The following is an 18,892-nucleotide window of genomic DNA, read 5'->3' on the forward strand; positions in this document are numbered from 1 at the left end:
GGGCTACCGGCCTGTGCGCAACATCAGGCAACCACCCTGCTGCCAGGCAGCAGGGCCAGGGTGCTTAGCGTACGGCGCCGGCTTTGGCCAGACGCTCGGTCGCTTGTGCCGGGGTCATGCTGGAGTTCATGAACTGCGAGATCACGTCCACCATGGCACCTTCGGTAGCGGAAGGCATGGCCATCTTGTGCGCAAAGCTTGGCACCAGCTTGTTGCTCTTGGCCGCAGCGTTCATGTCGAAGCTGGATTTCTTGGCGCAGGCGTCAAACTTGGCCATCGGGGTGTCCAGACGTGCCGGGATGGAGCCTTTGTTCAGGTTGAATACTTCCTGGAACGACGGGCTCATGATGGTGGCAGCCAGGTCAGCCTGGGCTTTTACCGCAGCAGGGGATTTCTGCTGGAACATGGCCATGGAGTCGATGTTGAAAGTAAAGGCGTTCTGGGTGCCTGGTGCGTCGGTACAGATAAAGTCTTTACCCGGTACCTTGCCAGCGGCAGTGAATTCGCCTTTGGCCCAGTCGCCCATGAACTGCATACCAGCCTTGCCGTTGATGACCATGGCGGTAGCCAGGTTCCAGTCGCGGCCTGCGGCGCCTTTATCGATGTAGGTCTTGATCTTGGCCATGGTCTCGAACACCTTCACGGTGGTCGGGCCGGCCAGGGTCGCTTTGTCCAGCTTGACGAAGGCTTTGTTGTAGTAATCGGCACCGCCCACACCCAGGGCTACCGATTCAAACAGGGTGGCATCCTGCCAAGGCTGGCCGCCATGGGCTACCGGCTGGATACCGGCTTTTTGCAGCTTGTCAGCGGCAGCAAAGAACTCCGGCCAGGTTTTCGGCACGGTCGCACCGGCTTTCTTGAAGGCTTCCGGGTTCACCCACAGCCAGTTCACGCGGTGTACGTTTACCGGGGCAGCAACGTATTTGCCTTTGTACTTCATCACATTGCTCACCACCACGGGCAGCTGCTTGTCCCAGTTGCCCGCTTTGGCCACGGCATCAATATCAGCCAGTACGCCTTCAGCACCCCATTCCTGGATCGCCGGGCCCTTGATCTGGGCGGCAGTCGGCGGGTTACCGGATACCACACGGGTTTTCAGCGCGGTCATGGCATTGTCGCCACCGCCACCGGCTACCGCGAAATCTTTCCAGGCGTGACCTTTGGCGGTCATCATTTTTTTCAGCTCGGCGGCCGATTTGGCTTCGCCACCGGAAGTCCACCAGTGCAGCACTTCCACGTCGCCGGCAAACGCGGCAGCAGGCAACAGGGTAGCGGCCATAACGGCCATAGTCAGGCTTTTCAGCTTCATGTTCATCTCCATGATTGTGATGCGTGTTTCCGCCTTGCCGGCCAAGCCTGGCGGCGGATTATTGGCTTAACCGCGGGCGCTGTTCTCCCCAGCGCCTTGGCAGTTGGCTGAACTATAGCTGCAAGACGTAAGAATTGTGTAAGTTTTGAGTGCAGTAGTTGTAAGTTTTGCACCAACCCGGCACGCAGGGCAGCATGACATTCAGGCAAATCAAGCAGATAAGCGGCTGGGCGCGCTTATTGCGGCGCACCATGACGGGACATCTAGTGTGTCAACTACACGACGCTGGTCTAGGCGCTGGTGCAATGTCTGTTGACGGCTACGGCAGGTGGCTGACGGATACAGCGCCAGGAAACCTCTGCCGCAGTGCGGTTCGCGGCCCGGGCACGTCGACACCGTGCAGCGGCGGCAACACACGGCTGCGCAAGACTGGTTCGGCCACGCACCATCTGCAACGTTGGCCGCATCAGCGCGGCCAAAAGACATGGAACAGGCGCCAACTAGGCCGGTAGTAGCGCCAGCTGCAAGCTGGCACTCAGCCCGCCACCCGGGGTATCGGTCAGCAGCAGCTGGCTGCCGTGGCGGCGAGCAATCTCCTGCACAATGGCCAGGCCCAGGCCACAGCCTTTGCCTTTGCCCTCGGCACTGCCGCGATAAAAGCGCTCGAACACGCGCTCGCGTTCGGCCAAGGGGATGCCGGGGCCGTTATCCTGCACGGCCAGGTACACACTGTGGCCACGGCGCTGCAGCAGCACGGTGACCTCGCCCCCGGCCGGGGTGTACTGGATGGCGTTGTCCAGCAGGTTGGCCAGCAGCTCGCGCAGCAGGCCGGCGTGGCCGCGTATCGTCATGCTGCCGGCCTCGGCCTCCAGCCCCAGGTCGATACGCGCACTCAGCGCACGGGGTACCGCTTCGGTGGTGACCTCGCGCACCAGTGCGGCAAAATCCAGCGCTTGCAGGGTAAGACCGGCTTCGGGCTCGGCGCGGGCCAGGGCCAGTAGCTGGTTCACCAGCCGGATGGCGCGCGCCACGCTGGTTTCTACCTGTACCAGCTGCCGCCCCAACAGCGGCAGGTCAGGCTGGGCTTCGCGCAGCTCGGCACGTACCAGCTCGGTTTGCGATTTCAGCCCCGCCAGCGGGGTACGCAGCTGGTGGGCGGCATCGGCAATAAAGCGTCGTTGCTGCGCTACCTGGCCGTGTACCTCGTCCAGCAGGCTATTGATGGCAGCGGTCAGCGAGCGCACTTCGTTAGGGGCGTTTTCTACCTCGATGGGGGTGAGGTCACGGGCGCTGCAGTCTTCTACACGGCGGCGCAGGCTGCGCAGCGGTGACAGGCCCCGGCTAATGCCGCCCCATACCAGCACGCTGGTCAGCAGCATCAGACCCAACAGCGGCAGGCCCATGTCGAACAGGATCTTGCGGGCCAGCTCGGTACTGAGCGCCCGGCTCTTGGCTACCTGCACCAGCATCAGCTGTGGCCGCGCGTCGGTACCGGCCAGCAGGTACTGGGCGGCAACGCGCACCTCCATGCCCTTCATGCGGGCATTGTAGAAAAAGCTGTCCCCCGCTTTGGCGGCAATACCGGCGGGCGGGCGTGGCATGGCCGGCTCGCCCAGCAAGAATGCCTCGGGCGGCGAGCTCACCATATAGTGCACGCGGTCGTCCGGGTCTTGCTGCAGGATGTCGCGCGCGGCGCTGGGAAAGTCAACGTAAAAGCCATTGCCGAAGGGCTTGACCTGGCGCGCCAGCGCGCTGCTGGATTTGGCCAGCGTGCGGTCGATGACTTCGTTGGTGTACACCAGCGCCATGTTGTAGGCGAGAAAGGCGGCAGACAGCCATAAAATCAGCTGTGGCAGCAGCAGCCACATCAGTAGCTGGCGGCGCAGGGAAAGCTCGCGTGGGCGGGACATGGCAGCTCCAGGGTTGGCCGCAGCCGGGCTCAGGCGTCGTCGGTGGCTGCCAGCAGATAGCCCAGGCCCCGTACGGCCCGAATACCCACCCCGCTGCCATCCAGCTTTTTGCGCAGGCGGTGCACGTACACTTCTACCGCGTTAACGCCTACTTCTTCGCCATCTGCGGCCAACTCGCCGGCGATCTGTTCTTTGGTAACCACGCGTTCGCCGTTGGTCATCAGGATATCCATCAGCTGCAGCTCGCGCGCGGACAAGTCCAGCGCCTGCTCGCCAGCCCATACACGCTGGCCGGCACGGTCCAGCCGCAGGCTGGCAAAGTGCAGCTCGTCGCGCACGGCTTCGGCCACACGATGACGGCGCAGCAGGGCGCGAATGCGCGCTTCCAGCTCGGGAAACTCGAACGGCTTCACCAGATAATCGTCAGCCCCCGCATCCAGCCCGGCTACGCGGTCTTCCATGCTGTCCAGCGCGGTGAGGATGAGAATCGGCAGCGCGGGTTTGTGCACTCGCACATTGCGCAACACCTGCAGGCCATCCAGACCCGGCAGGCCGATATCCAGAATCACGGCATCAAATGCTTCGGCCAGCAATAACTGCTGCGCCAAGAGGCCATCGGCAGCGTGGCTGGTGGCAAAGCCCAGCCGGTCCAGCCGGGTCAGCAGGGCATCAGCCAGCACGGCGTCGTCTTCGGCGATCAGAAGCTTCATGGAGAATCCTTGCAAAACCAGAGCAGGGCGTAACGATAGCGCCAAATGGCTGCCAGGAGGAAGGTTTGCGCTAGGCGGCACGCAAAACCCCTTGGTCTACCCGCGCACAGACCTGGCTCACTGGCGCCAGGCGGGATGCGGGGTTTTATCAACGGGCTTAGTCGAACAGCTCGGCCGTGGCAAGCAGGGGCTGCACCTGGTCTTTGCCGGACAGCTGCAGCGGGCCGCAGTCCGGCCAGGCAATACCGATGGCCGGATCATTCCACAACACGCCACGGTCGTGGCTGGGTGCGTAATAACTGGTGGTTTTGTAGAGGAACTCGGCGTGCTCGCTCAGGGTGACAAAGCCATGCGCGAAACCTTCGGGTATCCACAGCTGGCGCTTGTTTTCGGCCGACAGGTTGACCGCTACCCACTGCCCGAAAGTGGGTGAGCTACGGCGAATGTCCACCGCCACGTCGAATACCTCACCAACGGTACAGCGCACCAGTTTGCCTTGGGCAAACGGCGGCAGCTGGTAGTGCAGGCCGCGCAACACGCCGCGTAGCGAGCGGCTGTGGTTGTCCTGCACAAACTCGACATGGCGGCCAACTGCGTCGTCAAACAGGCGCTGGCTGAAGCTTTCGTAAAAATAGCCCCGCTCGTCACCGAAGACCTTGGGCTCGATGATTTTGACGTCGGGAATGGCAGTATTAATGATGTTCATATGACAACCGTGAAGACAGGCTGCGACTTGCGCCGCAGCCTCTTAAATAATTAAGACCGCAGTTTAGCGTGCCGCCAGGCGCAGCATGGCTAGCAAATACTGGCCATAAGCGTTTTTCTTCAGCGGTGCGGCCAGCTTTTCTACCTGCTCGGCACTGATCCAGCCGGCCTGGAAAGCGATTTCTTCCGGGCAGGCTACTTTCAAGCCCTGGCGGTTTTCCACGGTGGCAATAAACTGGCTGGCTTCCAGCATCGACTCGTGCGTACCGGTATCCAGCCAGGCGTAGCCACGGCCCATGGTCTGTACATTGAGCGTGCCTTGCTGCAGATAGGTGGCATTCACGTCCGTGATTTCCAGCTCGCCTCGATGCGAGGGTTTGATGGACTTGGCGATCTCCACCACCTGCTCGTCGTAAAAGTACAGGCCGGTAACTGCGTAGTTGGACTGGGGTTGTGCCGGCTTTTCTTCGATGCTGATGGCGCGGCCCGCAGCGTCAAATGCCACCACGCCGTAGCGTTCCGGGTCGTGTACATGGTAGGCAAACACCGAGGCACCTTCGCTACGTGCATTGGCATCCTTCAGCAGTTTCGGGAAGTCGTTACCGTAGAAGATATTGTCGCCCAGCACCAGTGCCGACGGCGCACCATCCAGGAAGGCTTCGCCCAGGATAAAGGCCTGCGCCAGCCCGTCGGGGCTAGGCTGTACCGTGTACTCGAGGCGGATGCCCCACTGGCTGCCATCGCCCAGCAGCTGCTGGAAACGCGGCGTGTCCTGCGGGGTGGAAATAATCAGGATCTCGCGGATGCCCGCCAGCATCAGGGTGCTGAGCGGGTAGTAGATCATCGGCTTATCGTAGATCGGCAGCAGCTGCTTGCTGACGGCCAGTGTGGCCGGGTACAGACGGGTGCCGGAGCCACCGGCCAGAATGATGCCCTTGCGTGCTTTTGTGCTCATTTGAGGTTATCCAGCGTATCGAAGATCTGTTTAGCGGCCTGCTGCCAGTGCGGCAATTGCAGGTCAAAGGTCTGCATCAGCTTGCTACAGTCCAGCTGCGAGTTGGCCGGGCGGCGGGCTTTTTGCGGGTAGGCGCTACTGGGGATAGGCTGCGGCGCGGCGGCCAGCTGCAGCGGCCAGCCGGCCTCGCGCGCCAGGGCGATGACGTAGCTGGCGTACTCGTGCCAGCTGGTGCGCCCCTGCGCTGCCACGTGATAGGTACCGTACGGCTGGTCCGCCCGGGCTTGTGCACGCTGTACCAGGTTGGCCGCTACATCGGCCAGCAGGCTGGCCGGAGTCGGCGCGCCGAACTGGTCGGCCACCACCGACAGGCTGTCACGGCTGCTGGCCAGGCGGAGCATGGTTTTCAGGAAGTTCTGCCCGTACACGCCCGCTACCCATGAGGTGCGCAGGATAAAGTGACGGCAGCCGCTGGCGCGTATGGCCTCTTCACCCAGCCATTTGCTGCGCCCGTATACCGACTGCGGGTTGGCCGCATCGTCCTCGCACCAGGCGCCCGCTTTGCTTCCGTCAAATACGTAATCGGTGGAGTAATGCAGCAAGAGCGCATTGTGCGCCGCCGCCCATTGCGCCAGTACCGCCACCGCATCGGCGTTGATGGCCTGGGCCAGCACCGGTTCGTCCTCGGCTTTGTCCACGGCCGTATAGGCCGCCGGGTTCACGATAATGTGCGGCTGCCAGGCGTCCAGCGCCGCTTGCAGGCTGGCCGGCTGCGACAGGTCGACATCTTTCCGCAGCGGACAAATCAGCTCGCCGTGCAGTGCCAGCGCGCGCTGTAGCTCGAAGCCTACCTGGCCGCTGCTGCCGGTAATCAGGATGCGCGTGGCCATGGTCACGCCCCGTACTGCTGGCTCAGCCAGTCGCGGTAGCTGCCGCTGGTCACGCCGGCCACCCAGGCCTCGTTATCCAGATACCACTGCACCGTCTTGCGGATGCCGCTGTCGAAGGTTTCCGCCGGCGTCCAGCCCAGCTCGCGCTGCAGCTTGCGGGCGTCGATGGCGTAACGACGGTCGTGGCCCGGGCGGTCTTGTACGTAGGTGATCTGGCTGGCATAGGGCTGGCCGTCGGCACGCGGGCGTAGCTCGTCCAGTAGCGCACACAGGGTGCGCACCACGTCCAGGTTGGCTTTTTCGTTCCAGCCGCCCACGTTATAGGTTTCCCCTGGCTGCCCGGCTTCCAGCACACGGCGGATGGCGCTGCAGTGGTCTTTCACGTACAGCCAGTCGCGTACCTGTTGGCCATCGCCGTAGATGGGCAGCGGCTTGCCGGCCAGCGCATTGAGGATAACCAGCGGAATCAGCTTCTCGGGGAAATGGTAAGGCCCGTAGTTATTGCTGCAGTTGGTAGTGAGCACCGGCAGGCCATAGGTATGGTGCCAGGCACGTACCAGGTGGTCGCTAGCGGCCTTGCTGGCCGAGTACGGGCTATTGGGTTCGTAGCGGTTGTCTTCGGCAAACGGCGGGTCTGCTGGCGAGAGCGTGCCGTATACCTCGTCGGTGGACACGTGCAGAAAGCGGAACGCTTGCTTTTCCTCTGCAGGCAGTTCGGTCCAGTAGGCACGCACCGACTCCAGCAGATTGAACGTGCCCAGCACATTGGTGTGGATAAAGTCGCCCGGGCCGTGAATGGAGCGGTCTACGTGGCTTTCGGCAGCAAAGTTCAGCACTGCGCGTGGCTGGTACTGCGCCAGCAGGCGGGTGACCAGCTCGCGGTCGCCGATATCGCCCTGCACAAACACGTGGCGCGGGTTATCACGCAAACTGGCCAGGGTTTGCAGGTTGCCGGCGTAGGTCAGCTTGTCCAGGTTCACCACGGTTTCATCGTGTGCGGCCAACCAGTCCAGCACAAAGTTGCCGCCGATAAAGCCAGCGCCGCCCGTCACCATAATTGTCATGTTCAGTCCCCAGAAAATAATCAGCACTCAGCCCAGCGACTCTTCAATGCCGGCTACATCAGGTGCGCGAATCAAGGGATTTTACACTTGCCTACCAATATTTTTACAGCATAGCCGTGGCCAGATAAAAAAAGGCTCTGCCGGGGAGAGTCGGCAGAGCCAGAAGAGAATGCAACAAAACGAACTTCAAAGCCTGTGGGCTATGTCGCTACAGCCAACAAGCATCACGGGGCAAGCGTACACAGGCAGGCAATGTGCCCTGCACTAAGGCCGCCACAGGCCACCCGTAAGTAGCTCCGGCCACAGTGCAGCACCGCCTGGCTATGCCTAGCGTACCGCCAGTGCGCTGGCCGCACGGGCCAGTGCAGTGATACGGTCCCAGTCCTGCGCCGCAATGGCGTCGTCCGGGGTGAGCCAGCTGCCGCCCACGGCCAGCACGTTAGGCAGGGCCAGGTAGTTGGGCGCGCTGTTGACATCGATACCGCCGGTGGGGCAGAAGCGCAGCTCCGGCAGCGGGCCGGCCAGCGACTTCAGCAGCTTAATGCCGCCTACCGCCTCGGCCGGGAACAGTTTCAGGATGTTGAAGCCCTCATCCTGCGCGTGCATGGCTTCGGACGGGGTGGCAATGCCGGGGATGAACGGTACGCCGGAGGCGCGGGCGGCGGCGGCCAGCTCGGCGGTCAGGCCCGGGCTGATGCCGAATTGGGCACCAGCGTCCAGTGCGGCTTCCAGGTGGGCGCGGGTACGCACGGTACCGGCACCGACCAGCGCGTCGGGTACTTCATCGCGGATGCGGCGCATGGCAGCCAGCGCGGCCTTGGTACGCAGCGTGATTTCCAGTGTGCGGATGCCGCCGGCGACCAGCGCGTGTGCCAGGTCTACCGCCACGGCGGCGTCATTAACCACGATAACCGGTACGACCGGGCCTTGGCGAAGCAGAGACAGAGCGTCCATGGTGTGTCCTTTGCTGGGGTTGGCCGCGGCCAACCCGGTAAATGATCGATGCAGTTTTTATAGCCCACTGCCGCTCGGCAGGGGCTCAGGCGCTTAGCGGCCAGCCCACAGCGGGTGGGCAAAGCTCATCGCGCCGTCTTCGGCAGCGGTAGCCAGCTGGCGGAAGCCGGCAAACAGGTCGCGGCCCACGCCGTGCTGGTTGGCGCTCAGGTCGGCCTGCACGTGCTCGCGCGCGGCCCACTCGGCAGCGTCTACCAGAATGCTCAATTCGCCGGTGTTAGCGTCCAAGCGCACCAGGTCGCCGTTGCGTACCTTGCCGATGTCGCCGCCCAGCAGGGCTTCGGGCGACACGTGAATCGCTGCCGGCACCTTGCCGGACGCGCCGGACATACGGCCATCGGTGACCAGCGCCACCTTGAAGCCGCGCTCCTGCAGCACGCCCAGCGGCGGCGTCAGCTTGTGCAGCTCCGGCATGCCGTTGGCGCGCGGGCCCTGGAAGCGGATCACCGCCACAAAGTCTTTTTCCAGCTCGCCGCGCTTGAACGCCGCCAGCAGCTCGTTCTGGTCGTGGAACACCACAGCTGGCGCTTCCACCACGCGGTGCTCGGCTTTCACTGCCGACACCTTGATCACGGCGCGGCCGATATTGCCGGTCAGCACTTTCAGGCCACCATCGGCCGAGAACGGGTTGGCCGCAGGGCGCAGCACGCTGTCGTCACCCGACACCGTTGGCGCAGCGCGGAAGGCCGCCTCGCCGTCTTGCAGCCAGGCTTCCTGGCTGTGGGCGCGCAGGCCACGGCCCATGATGGTGGTCACGTCGTCGTGCAGCAGGCCGGCGTCCAGCAGCTCGCGAATCACATAACCCATGCCGCCAGCGGCGTGGAAGTGGTTCACGTCGGCCTTGCCGTTCGGGTAGGCACGCACGATCAGCGGCACCACGCTGGACAGCTCGTCGAAATCGTCCCAGTTCACGTGAATGCCCGCCGCACGGGCAATGGCATTGATGTGCAGGGTGTGGTTGGTAGAACCGCCGGTAGCCAGCAGGCCCACGATGCCGTTGACGATGGCTTTCTCGTCGATCACCTCGCAAATCGGGGTGAAGCGGCTGCCCTGGGCCGAAATCTCGGCCGCCACGCGGGCGGCGCGGCGCGTCAGGGCGTCGCGCAGCGGGGTATTCGGGTTGACGAAGGCGGCACCCGGCAGGTGCAGGCCCATCACCTCCATCAGCATCTGGTTGCTGTTGGCGGTGCCGTAGAAAGTGCAGGTGCCCGGGCCGTGGTAGGACGCCATTTCGGATTCCAGCAGCGCGTCGCGGCCAACCTTGCCCTCGGCGTACAGCTGACGCACTTTGGCTTTGTCGTCGTTGGCGATGCCGGTGGTCATCGGGCCGGCCGGCACAAATACCGCTGGCAGGTGGCCAAAGGCCAGCGCGCCGATCAGCAGGCCCGGCACGATCTTGTCGCACACGCCCAGGTACAGCGCGGCGTCGAACATCTGGTGGCTCAGTGCGATGGCAGTGCTCATGGCGATCACATCGCGCGAGAACAAACTCAGCTCCATGCCCTCGAAGCCCTGTGTCACGCCATCGCACATGGCGGGTACGCCGCCGGCAAACTGGGCGGTAGCACCCACTTTCAGCGCCTCGGCCTTGATGATGGCCGGGAAGGTGTCCAGCGGCTGGTGCGCCGACAGCATGTCGTTATACGCCGACACAACGGCCAGGTTGGGGCGGGCCGCTTCTTTCAGATGAATCTTGATGCCGTCCGGCATGGCCGCAAAGGCGTGTGCCAGGTTGGTACAGGACAGCTGGGAACGCTCGACCTTGCCTTGGCGCATCGCCGCGCGGGCCGTAGTCAGGTAGGCAGCGCGGGTATCGCGGCTGCGTTCGATGATGCGCTGGGTAACAGCGTGCAGAACGGGGTGCAGACTCATTGGTATCGGCCCTGATGAAGGTGCTTGAATGGTAGTTTTACTACAGTGTGTTTGCAAGGCGTTACACCACAAAAAGCGGGTTTATTTTAGCAAAATAGCCAGTTAATCGTTAATATTCATCACCTTGTCTATCTGTTGGCGACTAGCAACAGCAAAAACCACCGGTAACAATGCTGCACAATCGACATAGACAAGCGGGCCACGTTTGGTAATATAACTACATCACAACCTTGGGCGAGAATCATCAGGATGGAGAACGCAAACCTGCACACCCCGGCATTCGATATGGTGCTGTTTGGGGGTACCGGCGATTTGGTCATGCGCAAGCTGCTGCCGTCGCTTTATCAGGCGCACGCCGCCGGGCTGCTGCACGAAACAGGCCGCATTCTGGCACTGGGCCGCCGTGACATGAGCCGCGACGATTACCTGACCATGGTAGAAAAGAGCGCGCGCGTACACGTGAAAGAGCACTTCTCCACCCCTGCCTGGGACAGCTTCCTCGCCCGCGTGCAGTACCTGAAAGTCGACGCCGCCACGCCCGAGCACTACCCGGCACTGGCCGAGGCCCTGAAAGCCGGTGGCGACCGCGTCACCGTGTGCTACCTGGCCACCGCGCCGGACCTGTTTGAAGGCATTTGCGACAACCTGGCCGCCGTGGGCCTGAACCACGACCAGGTGCGCGTAGTACTGGAAAAACCGCTGGGCCACGACCTGGAATCGTCCAACGAAATCAACGAAGCAGTCGCCCGCCACTTCAAGGAAGAACAGCTGTACCGTATCGACCACTACCTGGGTAAAGAATCGGTACAAAACCTGCTGGCCATCCGCTTTGCCAACGCGCTGTTCGAGCCGCTGTGGCGCCGCGAGTGGATTCACGACGTGCAGATCACCATTGCCGAAGACCTGGGCGTGGGCACCCGTGGCGATTTTTACGACGATACCGGCGCGCTGCGCGACATGGTGCAAAACCACCTGCTGCAGCTGCTGTGTATCGTGGCCATGGAGCCGCCGGCCAACCTGGGCGCCGACGCCGTGCGTGACGAAAAGCTGAAAGTACTGAAAGCGCTGCGCCCGTTTACCGAGCAAGACGTGGCAGGTAAAACCGTGCGCGGCCAGTACAAGGCCGGTGCCGTAGCCGGCCAGCCGGTGGTGGGCTACCTGCAAGAACAAGGCATCCCCGCTGGCAGCCAGACCGAAACCTTTGTGGCCATCAAGGCCGAAATCGACAACTGGCGCTGGGCAGGCGTGCCTTTCTTCCTGCGCACCGGCAAGCGCATGCAGGAACGCCTGGCCGAAATCGTGATCAATTTCCGCGATGTGCCGCACCACCTGTTTGCCAGCCCCACCGGCCAGAACACCGCCAATCGCCTGGTGATCCGCCTGCAGCCGGAAGAAAGCATCCGCCTGTACTTCCTGTCCAAGGAGCCGGGCGACACCCAGCGCCTGCAGCCGGTACACCTGAACCTGGATTTCCACGAATCGTTCAAAGCCCGCCGTGCCGACGCCTACGAGCGCCTGCTGCTGGACGTGATCCGCGGCAAGCTGGCGCTGTTCATGCGCCGCGACGAGCTGGTAGAAGCCTGGCGCTGGGTAGAACCCATCATGGACAACTGGGCGCGCAGCACCATCGCCCCCAAGCAGTACACTGCGGGTACCTGGGGCCCTGCCGCCTCCAGTGCCCTGCTCAGCCGTGACGGCATCAGCTGGCACGAAGAGTGTTAAGCGCCAGGCCGGCTACCAAGCCGGCCCCTGGCTAGCCGCCGCGCCCCACCCGGGTGCACGGCAGCAATAGCGAAACAAACGAGCCCGGGCCACCGGGCCACGTCGCCACAAGACGACACCTGCATGGACGATACAGAGATGCATCTGAATGAATTTACCCAGGCCGCCGACGCCAGCGCGGCCTTGGCGCACGCGGTAGCCAGCGACCTGGCCGCCGCCATCACCGCCCGTGGCCGTGCCACGCTGGCGGTATCCGGCGGGCGCTCGCCGGTGCCGTTTTTCCAAGCGCTGGCCCAAGCACAGCTGGACTGGGGCCGCGTTACCGTGACCCTGGTAGACGAACGCGTGGTGCCGCCCGAGCACGCCGACAGCAACGCTGGCCTGGTACGCCAGCACCTGCTGCAAGGCGCAGCCGCCGCGGCCGCCTTTCTACCGCTGGTGAATACTGCGGCCAACGCCGAGCAAGAGCTGGCCACTGCACGCACGCTGTGGCAAACGCCAGACGTCGTAGTGCTGGGCATGGGCGACGACGGCCACACCGCCTCGCTGTTCCCCGCGGCCGCACAGCTGGCGGACGGGCTGGATGCGGCCAACCCGCATGCCCTGCTCACCGTGGTGCCGCCCGCCGCACCGCACACCCGCATCAGCATGACGCTGGCCGAGCTGCGCCGTAGCGGCAAGCTGTACCTGGCCATCGCCGGTGCCGGCAAGCGCACCGTACTGGACACCGCCGCACAAGGCGTGAACGATACTTACCCCATCAGCTATCTGCTGCAGCCTTCGGAGAAACCGCTTCATGTCTACTGGGCAGCCTAACCCCTATCCGCGCCTGCTGGCCGACATCGGCGGCACCAATGCACGCTTTGCGCTGGAAACCGGCCCGGGTGTGATTGAAGACATCGATGTGTTGCCGTGCAAAGAATACGCCACGCTGGCCGACGCCATCCGCAGCTATCTGGAAGACGCGCATACCCACGCCGTGCACCATGCCGCCATCGGTATTGCCAACCCGGTCAACGGCGACCGCGTGCAGATGACCAACCACCACTGGTCGTTCTCTATCGAAGAAACGCGCCAGGCGCTGGGCTTCCACACCCTGCTGGTGCTCAACGACTTCACCGCGCTGGCGCTGTCGCTGCCGCACCTGCCCGCCAGCGAGCTGGTACAGGTAGGCGGCGGCGAGGCCAAACCCGGCGCCAAAGCGCTGATCGGCGCCGGTACCGGCCTGGGTGTATCCGGCCTGCTGCCCGCTGGCAAGGACTGGGTCGCTATTGCCGGCGAAGGCGGCCACGTGGCGTTTTCGCCGCTGAACGACGACGAAGCCGCGCTGCTGCGCTACGCACAGACCCGTTTTGGCGAACATGTCTCGGCCGAGCGCCTGCTATCCGGCCCCGGCCTGGAGCTGATCCACGACGCACTGAGCGTGCAAGCCGGCGAAGCCGCCGGCCAGCTATCGGCCGCACAAATCAGCGAGCGCGGCCTGTCCGGCCGCGATGCGCGCTGCGTGCGCGTGCTGGAATTGTTCTGCGCCATGCTGGGCAGCGCTGCGGCCAACCTGGCGCTGACGCTGGGCGCCGTGGGCGGTGTGTACATCGGCGGCGGCGTGGTACCGCGCCTGGGCGAGTTCTTTACCCGCTCCGCTTTCCGCGCCCGCTTCGAGGCCACCGGCCGCTTTGCTGCCTACACTGGCGCCATGCCGGTGTACGTGATCCACAGCCCCTACCCCGCGCTGACCGGCGTGCGCGCCGCGCTGCGCAGCCACCTGGGAGAGCACGATGCTTGAGAAAATCCGCAGCGACCTGGACAAACTGTCCGGTGCAGAACGCCGGGTCGCCGAGCAAGTGCTGGCACAGCCGTACACCGTGATGCAGTCGGCGGTGTCCGACATTGCCGCCAGCGCTGGCGTGAGCCAGCCCACGGTGATCCGCTTCTGCCGCAGCATGGGGTTTTCCGGCCTGTCCGACTTCAAACTCAAGCTGGCCGGTACCTTGGTGGGTGGCGTGCCCTTTGTGCACTCCAGCGTGCGCCCGGAAGACCCAGTGTCGGAAATCACCGCCAAGGTATTCGACAACACCGTGACCGCGCTGCTGAAATGCCGTAACGACGTGAACCCGCAGGCGGTAGATGCTGCAGTAGACCTGCTGTCGCACGCCCGCCGCATCGAGTTTTACGGCCTGGGCAACTCCGGCATCATCGCCGCCGATGCCCAGCACAAGTTCTTCCGCTTCGGCATCCCCACCGTGGCCTACGCCGACAGCCACATCCAGATCATGGCCGCCACCCTGCTGACGCCAGACGACGTGCTGGTGGCCATCTCCAGCTCCGGCCGCTCGCGCGAGCTGATGGACGCGGTGAACGCCGCGCTGGAAAGCGGCGCCAAGGTCATTGCCATCACCGTGCCCGGTACCCCGCTGGCCGAACGCGCCACCGTCACGCTGGAAGTAGACTCGCCAGAAGACAACGAAACCTACAGCCCCATGCTGAGCCGCATCCTGCACCTGGTGCTGATCGACATCCTGACCGTGGGCGTGGCCCTGAAGCGTGGCCCCGGCCTGGCCGCCCAGCTGGAAAAAGCCAAACGCAGCCTGAGGCAAAAACGGCTGCGCAACGACAACGACGACGAATAAACTGCGCCCCACGTTGGCCGCAGACACACAAAAACTGGAGAAAACATGAGCGCCCTCACCCAGCTCCCCGCCTGGCAAGCCCTGTGGGACCACTTTGCCGACGCCAAGCATCACCATATGCGTGACCTGTTTGACACCGACCCGCAGCGTGCCGAGCGCTACGCGCTGGAAGTGGGCGGCCTGTTTCTTGATTACTCCAAAAACCGCATTACCGACGACACCCTGCGCGGCCTGATGCAGCTGGCGCGCGAAGCCGGCCTGCCAGCCCGGCTCAAGGCCATGTTCAAGGGCGAAAAGATCAACAGCACCGAAAACCGTGCCGTGCTGCACGTGGCGCTGCGCAACCGTACCAACTCGCCGATTCTGGTAGACGGCGAAGACGTGATGCCCAAGGTGAACTCGGTGCTGGCGCGCATGGGCAAGTTCTGCCACGCCATCCGCAGCGGCGAATGGCTGGGCTACACCCATCAGCCCATTACCGACATCGTCAACATCGGCATCGGCGGCAGCGACCTGGGCCCGCTGATGGTGTGCAGTGCGCTCAAACCGTTTGGCCACCCGCGCATGAACATGCACTTTGTGTCCAACGTAGACGGCGCGCAGCTCAAGGAAACCCTCAAAAAAGTACACCCGGAAACCACCCTGTTCGTGGTGGAATCCAAAACCTTTACCACCCAGGAAACGCTGACCAACGCCCTCACCGCCCGCGAATGGTTCGTGGCGCGCGCGCGCGACGAAAAAGCCGTGGCCAAGCACTTTGTGGCGGTGTCTACCAACAAGAAAGCCGTGGCCGAGTTCGGCATCGACCCGGCCAATATGTTCGAATTCTGGGACTGGGTAGGCGGCCGCTACAGCCTGTGGTCGGCCATTGGCCTGCCCATCATGCTGTACCTGGGCGAAGAAAACTTCACCGAGCTGCTCAACGGCGCCCACATCATGGACCAGCACTTTGCCAACGCCTCGTTCGAGCAAAACATGCCCGTGCTGCTGGCCATGATCGGCATCTGGTACATCAACTACTACGGCGGCGGCAGCCATGTCATCGCCCCGTACGACCAGTACCTGCACCGCCTGCCCGCCTTCATCCAGCAGCTGGACATGGAATCCAACGGCAAGAAAACCTGTCTGGACGGCAGCCCGGTAGACTTTGAAACCGCCCCCATCATCTGGGGCGAAACCGGCATCAACGGCCAGCACGCCTTCTTCCAGCTGCTGCACCAGGGCACCCACATCTCGCCTATCGACCTGATCTGCTCGCTGCAAAACAGCTCCAGCCTGCCCGGCCACCACGAAATCCTGCTGGCCAACGTGTTTGCCCAGGCCGAAGCCTTCATGCGCGGCAAAACCGCCGAAGAAGTACGCGAAGAGCTGGCCGCACAGGGCCTGAAAGGCGAGGCGCTGGAAACGCTGGTGCCGCACAAGGTATTTGGCGGCAACCGCCCCACCAACACCCTGCTGATGGACCGCCTCGACCCACGCAACCTGGGTAGCCTGATTGCGCTGTACGAACACAAGATCTTCGTACAAGGCGTGATCTGGGGCATCAACAGCTTCGACCAGTGGGGCGTAGAGCTGGGCAAACAGCTGGCCAAAACCATCCACGCCGAGCTGGCCGGCAAGCTGGACGACGCCCCGCACGACAGCTCCACCAAAGCGCTGATCCGCCGCTACCGCCGCGCCAACGCCGGCCTGTAAGCCTGCGGCCAACCTGGCTCTGCCACAGCAAAACGCCCCGTCGAGACGGGGCGTTTTTTGTTTGGCCGGTGACGCTAGCGCTTGGGCAACGGCGCACGTGGCACACACCCGAGCCGTAGCCCGGATAAGCCGCAGGCGCATCCGGGGGGGAATCAGCAACCAAGTGGAAACATGATGCGGCCAACCTTCATGGCCCACATAGTCTGCCGATGTGAATCACTGCGACGGGTTCGATACTAGGTGCCGGTTGTCTCGCAGCCATCCCCCCAACGCGCCTGCTATTTGTCTCGGGCGGCTGACTATAAGCTCCAGTTGGCATCATGGGGTAATTGAGGGCACGGCATATCCACGCGGGTCTCCTCTTACAAATATTCAAAGCTGCAAAAAAGCCACATAGGTTTGGGGCTCAGTGCGAAATTTATTTATAGCAATGGCATTAATTGACAATGATGAAATTGCGTTTGGTATGAATACTTTCCAGATACTAGGCGAGCAAAGAGGATGGTCTCAAGAACCAAGTGCAACAGGGTTAATGCCAGACAGCTTCACGGTATCCAGATTTTCAACAAATACAGCGAGTGGCATCTTCAAGCCCAGCTCCGTACAAGGCACGGCTTGCGCCCAGATCAGTGATAGACGATGGCGGATCCTTGCACCAATGAAGAAACGCACATTTTAATATGGGTGAGAATGGAGACGATGAAATGACAATAGAGAAAAGAGAAAAGCACTGGTTGAAGTCTTATCCGTCAGGTGTGCCGGAAACTATCAACCCAGATGAGTATCGCTCACTGAACGATTTGTTTGATGAATCTTTCAAAAAATACGCTGACCGACATGCCTACGTGTGTATGGACAGTTTCATGCGCTACAGAGAACTAGATACGTACTCCCGCAATCTGGCAGCTTGGTTACAGCAACGCGGTTTGGCTAAAGGTGCCAGAGTTGGCGTCATGATGCCTAATGTCTTGCAGTACCCAATAGTGGTCACAGCAATCCTACGAGCCGGTTGTACTGCCGTGAACATAAATCCGTTGTACACACCACGAGAGCTGGAGCATCAACTCGAGGATGCTGGTATTGAAGCCATTTTTATTCTGGAAAATTTCGCGACTACGCTGGAAAGAGTTTTATCACGCACAGCGGTCAAACATATTGTTATCGCCAGCATTGGTGACATGATGGGGGTAATCAAAGGCACATTAATGAATTTAATAGTGCGCAAAATAAAAAGACTGGTACCGAATTTTAGCCTGCCTGGTGCAGTGAACTTTCGTGATGCTTTATCTCAAGGTGCAAAACAGAAATTAATTTCACCACCGCTTAATAATACTGATATTGCCTTTTTACAGTACACCGGTGGAACCACCGGTTTATCTAAAGGAGCAACACTGACACACCGCAATGTGATTGCCAATATGCTGCAAAACGATGCATGGGCAGGGCCTGCGATGCGTGAGGAATCGATCAAAGGATCGCTGATTACGGTTTGTGCCTTACCACTTTATCATATCTTAGCCTTGAATGCCTGCATGCTAATGGGTATGCGCTGGGGAGCGATGAACCTGTTGATTCCCAATCCGCGTGACATGACTGGCTTTGTCAAAGAATTATCCAAATATCGGGTTAATTTTTTCCCTGGCGTGAATACCTTGTTTAATGGTTTGCTAAATCAGCCTACCTTCTCCAAGCTGGATTTTTCTGGCTTACGCATTACATTAGGCGGTGGCATGGCAGTGCAGGAGACAATCAGCGACCGCTGGTGTCAATTAACCGGCAGCGTCATTCTGGAAGGCTACGGGTTATCTGAAACTTCACCGACTGCAACCTTGTGCCCACCTCATCAGCAGAAATTTTCCGGCACAATCGGCTTGCCTGTGCCGTCAACAGAAGTGGCAATTCTGGATGATGATGGCAAACCGGTTCCTTTTGGACAGCATGGTGAAATTGCGATCCGTGGCCCACAAGTAATGGCGGGTTACTGGAATCGTCCGGACGAAACGGCCAAAGTCATGACAGCAGACGGTTATTTCAAATCGGGAGACATTGGCTTCATGGACGAGCGAGGCTATGTCAAGCTTGTGGACCGCAAAAAAGACATGATCCTTGTTTCTGGGTTTAATGTCTACCCGAACGAAATTGAAAGCGTTGTGGCGGCACATCCGGATGTCCTCGAATGCGCGTGCATTGGCGTACCGGATGCCGCCTCCGGTGAGGCCGTGAAATTATTTGTAGTACGAAGAAATTCCGCCCTGACTATCGATCAGCTAATGAATTACTGTAAAGAACAGCTGACCGCATATAAAAAACCAAAATACATTGAATTCTGTCAGTCACTCCCCAAAACCAATGTGGGAAAAATTTTACGTCGTGAACTACGCGAAACACCCAGCATTAATTAAAGCTTTTCTAATTTTTA

Annotated in this window: 15 protein-coding genes; 6 read left to right on the top strand and 9 right to left on the bottom strand. The window is 61.5% G+C overall.

Annotated features, from left to right (window positions below; genetic code table 11):
- Nucleotides 1–64: 64 nt before the first annotated feature.
- The 9 genes from ACZ9XP_RS06200 to edd all read right to left on the bottom strand — a co-directional run bounded on the left by ACZ9XP_RS06200 (nt 65) and on the right by edd (nt 10,429).
- A complete protein-coding gene (locus ACZ9XP_RS06200) occupies nt 65–1,309 on the bottom strand; it encodes an ABC transporter substrate-binding protein (protein ID WP_147688194.1) in 1,245 nt (414 codons plus the stop codon).
- Nucleotides 1,310–1,809: 500 nt separating this feature from the next.
- Nucleotides 1,810–3,219 (bottom strand): sensor histidine kinase, encoded by a 1,410-nt coding sequence (locus ACZ9XP_RS06205; protein WP_147688195.1) that lies wholly within the window; start codon nt 3,217–3,219, stop codon nt 1,810–1,812.
- A 29-nt stretch (nt 3,220–3,248) separates the two neighbouring features.
- The gene (locus tag ACZ9XP_RS06210) at nt 3,249–3,929 is read right to left on the bottom strand and encodes a response regulator transcription factor (RefSeq protein ID WP_147688196.1); all 681 of its coding nucleotides are present in this window, start codon (nt 3,927–3,929) and stop codon (nt 3,249–3,251) included.
- 157 nt (nt 3,930–4,086) lie between these two features.
- Nucleotides 4,087–4,635, bottom strand: a complete 549-nt coding sequence (gene rfbC, locus ACZ9XP_RS06215; protein WP_147688197.1) for a dTDP-4-dehydrorhamnose 3,5-epimerase — start codon at nt 4,633–4,635, stop codon at nt 4,087–4,089.
- Between the two features lie 63 nt (nt 4,636–4,698).
- On the bottom strand, nt 4,699–5,589 hold the full coding sequence (rfbA, locus tag ACZ9XP_RS06220; RefSeq protein ID WP_147688198.1) for a glucose-1-phosphate thymidylyltransferase RfbA: 891 nt from the start codon (nt 5,587–5,589) through the stop codon (nt 4,699–4,701).
- A complete protein-coding gene (gene rfbD, locus ACZ9XP_RS06225) occupies nt 5,586–6,479 on the bottom strand; it encodes a dTDP-4-dehydrorhamnose reductase (RefSeq protein WP_147688199.1) in 894 nt (297 codons plus the stop codon). Before rfbD ends, rfbA begins: the two co-directional genes overlap by 4 nt.
- A gap of 2 nt (nt 6,480–6,481) precedes the next feature.
- Complete coding sequence (gene rfbB / locus ACZ9XP_RS06230) at nt 6,482–7,543, bottom strand: dTDP-glucose 4,6-dehydratase (RefSeq protein WP_147688200.1); 1,062 nt, start codon at nt 7,541–7,543, stop codon at nt 6,482–6,484.
- Nucleotides 7,544–7,870: 327 nt separating this feature from the next.
- A complete protein-coding gene (eda, locus tag ACZ9XP_RS06235; RefSeq protein WP_147688201.1) occupies nt 7,871–8,497 on the bottom strand; it encodes a bifunctional 4-hydroxy-2-oxoglutarate aldolase/2-dehydro-3-deoxy-phosphogluconate aldolase in 627 nt (208 codons plus the stop codon).
- Nucleotides 8,498–8,590: 93 nt separating this feature from the next.
- Nucleotides 8,591–10,429, bottom strand: a complete 1,839-nt coding sequence (gene edd / locus ACZ9XP_RS06240) for a phosphogluconate dehydratase (protein ID WP_147688202.1) — start codon at nt 10,427–10,429, stop codon at nt 8,591–8,593.
- Between the two features lie 249 nt (nt 10,430–10,678).
- Here edd and zwf point away from each other — a divergent pair, with 249 nt between their 5' ends.
- The 6 genes from zwf to ACZ9XP_RS06270 all read left to right on the top strand — a co-directional run bounded on the left by zwf (nt 10,679) and on the right by ACZ9XP_RS06270 (nt 18,875).
- Complete coding sequence (gene zwf, locus ACZ9XP_RS06245; RefSeq protein ID WP_147688203.1) at nt 10,679–12,151, top strand: glucose-6-phosphate dehydrogenase; 1,473 nt, start codon at nt 10,679–10,681, stop codon at nt 12,149–12,151.
- A gap of 123 nt (nt 12,152–12,274) precedes the next feature.
- Nucleotides 12,275–12,967 (top strand): 6-phosphogluconolactonase, encoded by a 693-nt coding sequence (pgl, locus tag ACZ9XP_RS06250; RefSeq protein ID WP_465188161.1) that lies wholly within the window; start codon nt 12,275–12,277, stop codon nt 12,965–12,967.
- Nucleotides 12,948–13,934 (top strand): glucokinase, encoded by a 987-nt coding sequence (locus ACZ9XP_RS06255; RefSeq protein WP_465188162.1) that lies wholly within the window; start codon nt 12,948–12,950, stop codon nt 13,932–13,934. Before pgl ends, ACZ9XP_RS06255 begins: the two co-directional genes overlap by 20 nt.
- Nucleotides 13,927–14,778: a transcriptional regulator HexR gene (gene hexR, locus ACZ9XP_RS06260; RefSeq protein ID WP_147688205.1), complete on the top strand. Its 852-nt coding sequence runs from the start codon at nt 13,927–13,929 to the stop codon at nt 14,776–14,778. Before ACZ9XP_RS06255 ends, hexR begins: the two co-directional genes overlap by 8 nt.
- A 45-nt stretch (nt 14,779–14,823) precedes the next feature.
- Nucleotides 14,824–16,473 (top strand): glucose-6-phosphate isomerase, encoded by a 1,650-nt coding sequence (pgi, locus tag ACZ9XP_RS06265; RefSeq protein ID WP_147688206.1) that lies wholly within the window; start codon nt 14,824–14,826, stop codon nt 16,471–16,473.
- 704 nt (nt 16,474–17,177) lie between these two features.
- Nucleotides 17,178–18,875, top strand: coding sequence for a long-chain-fatty-acid--CoA ligase (locus ACZ9XP_RS06270; protein ID WP_147688207.1), 1,698 nt, complete (start codon nt 17,178–17,180; stop codon nt 18,873–18,875).
- Nucleotides 18,876–18,892: the final 17 nt, after the last annotated feature.

The organism is Vogesella perlucida (assembly GCF_979366545.1).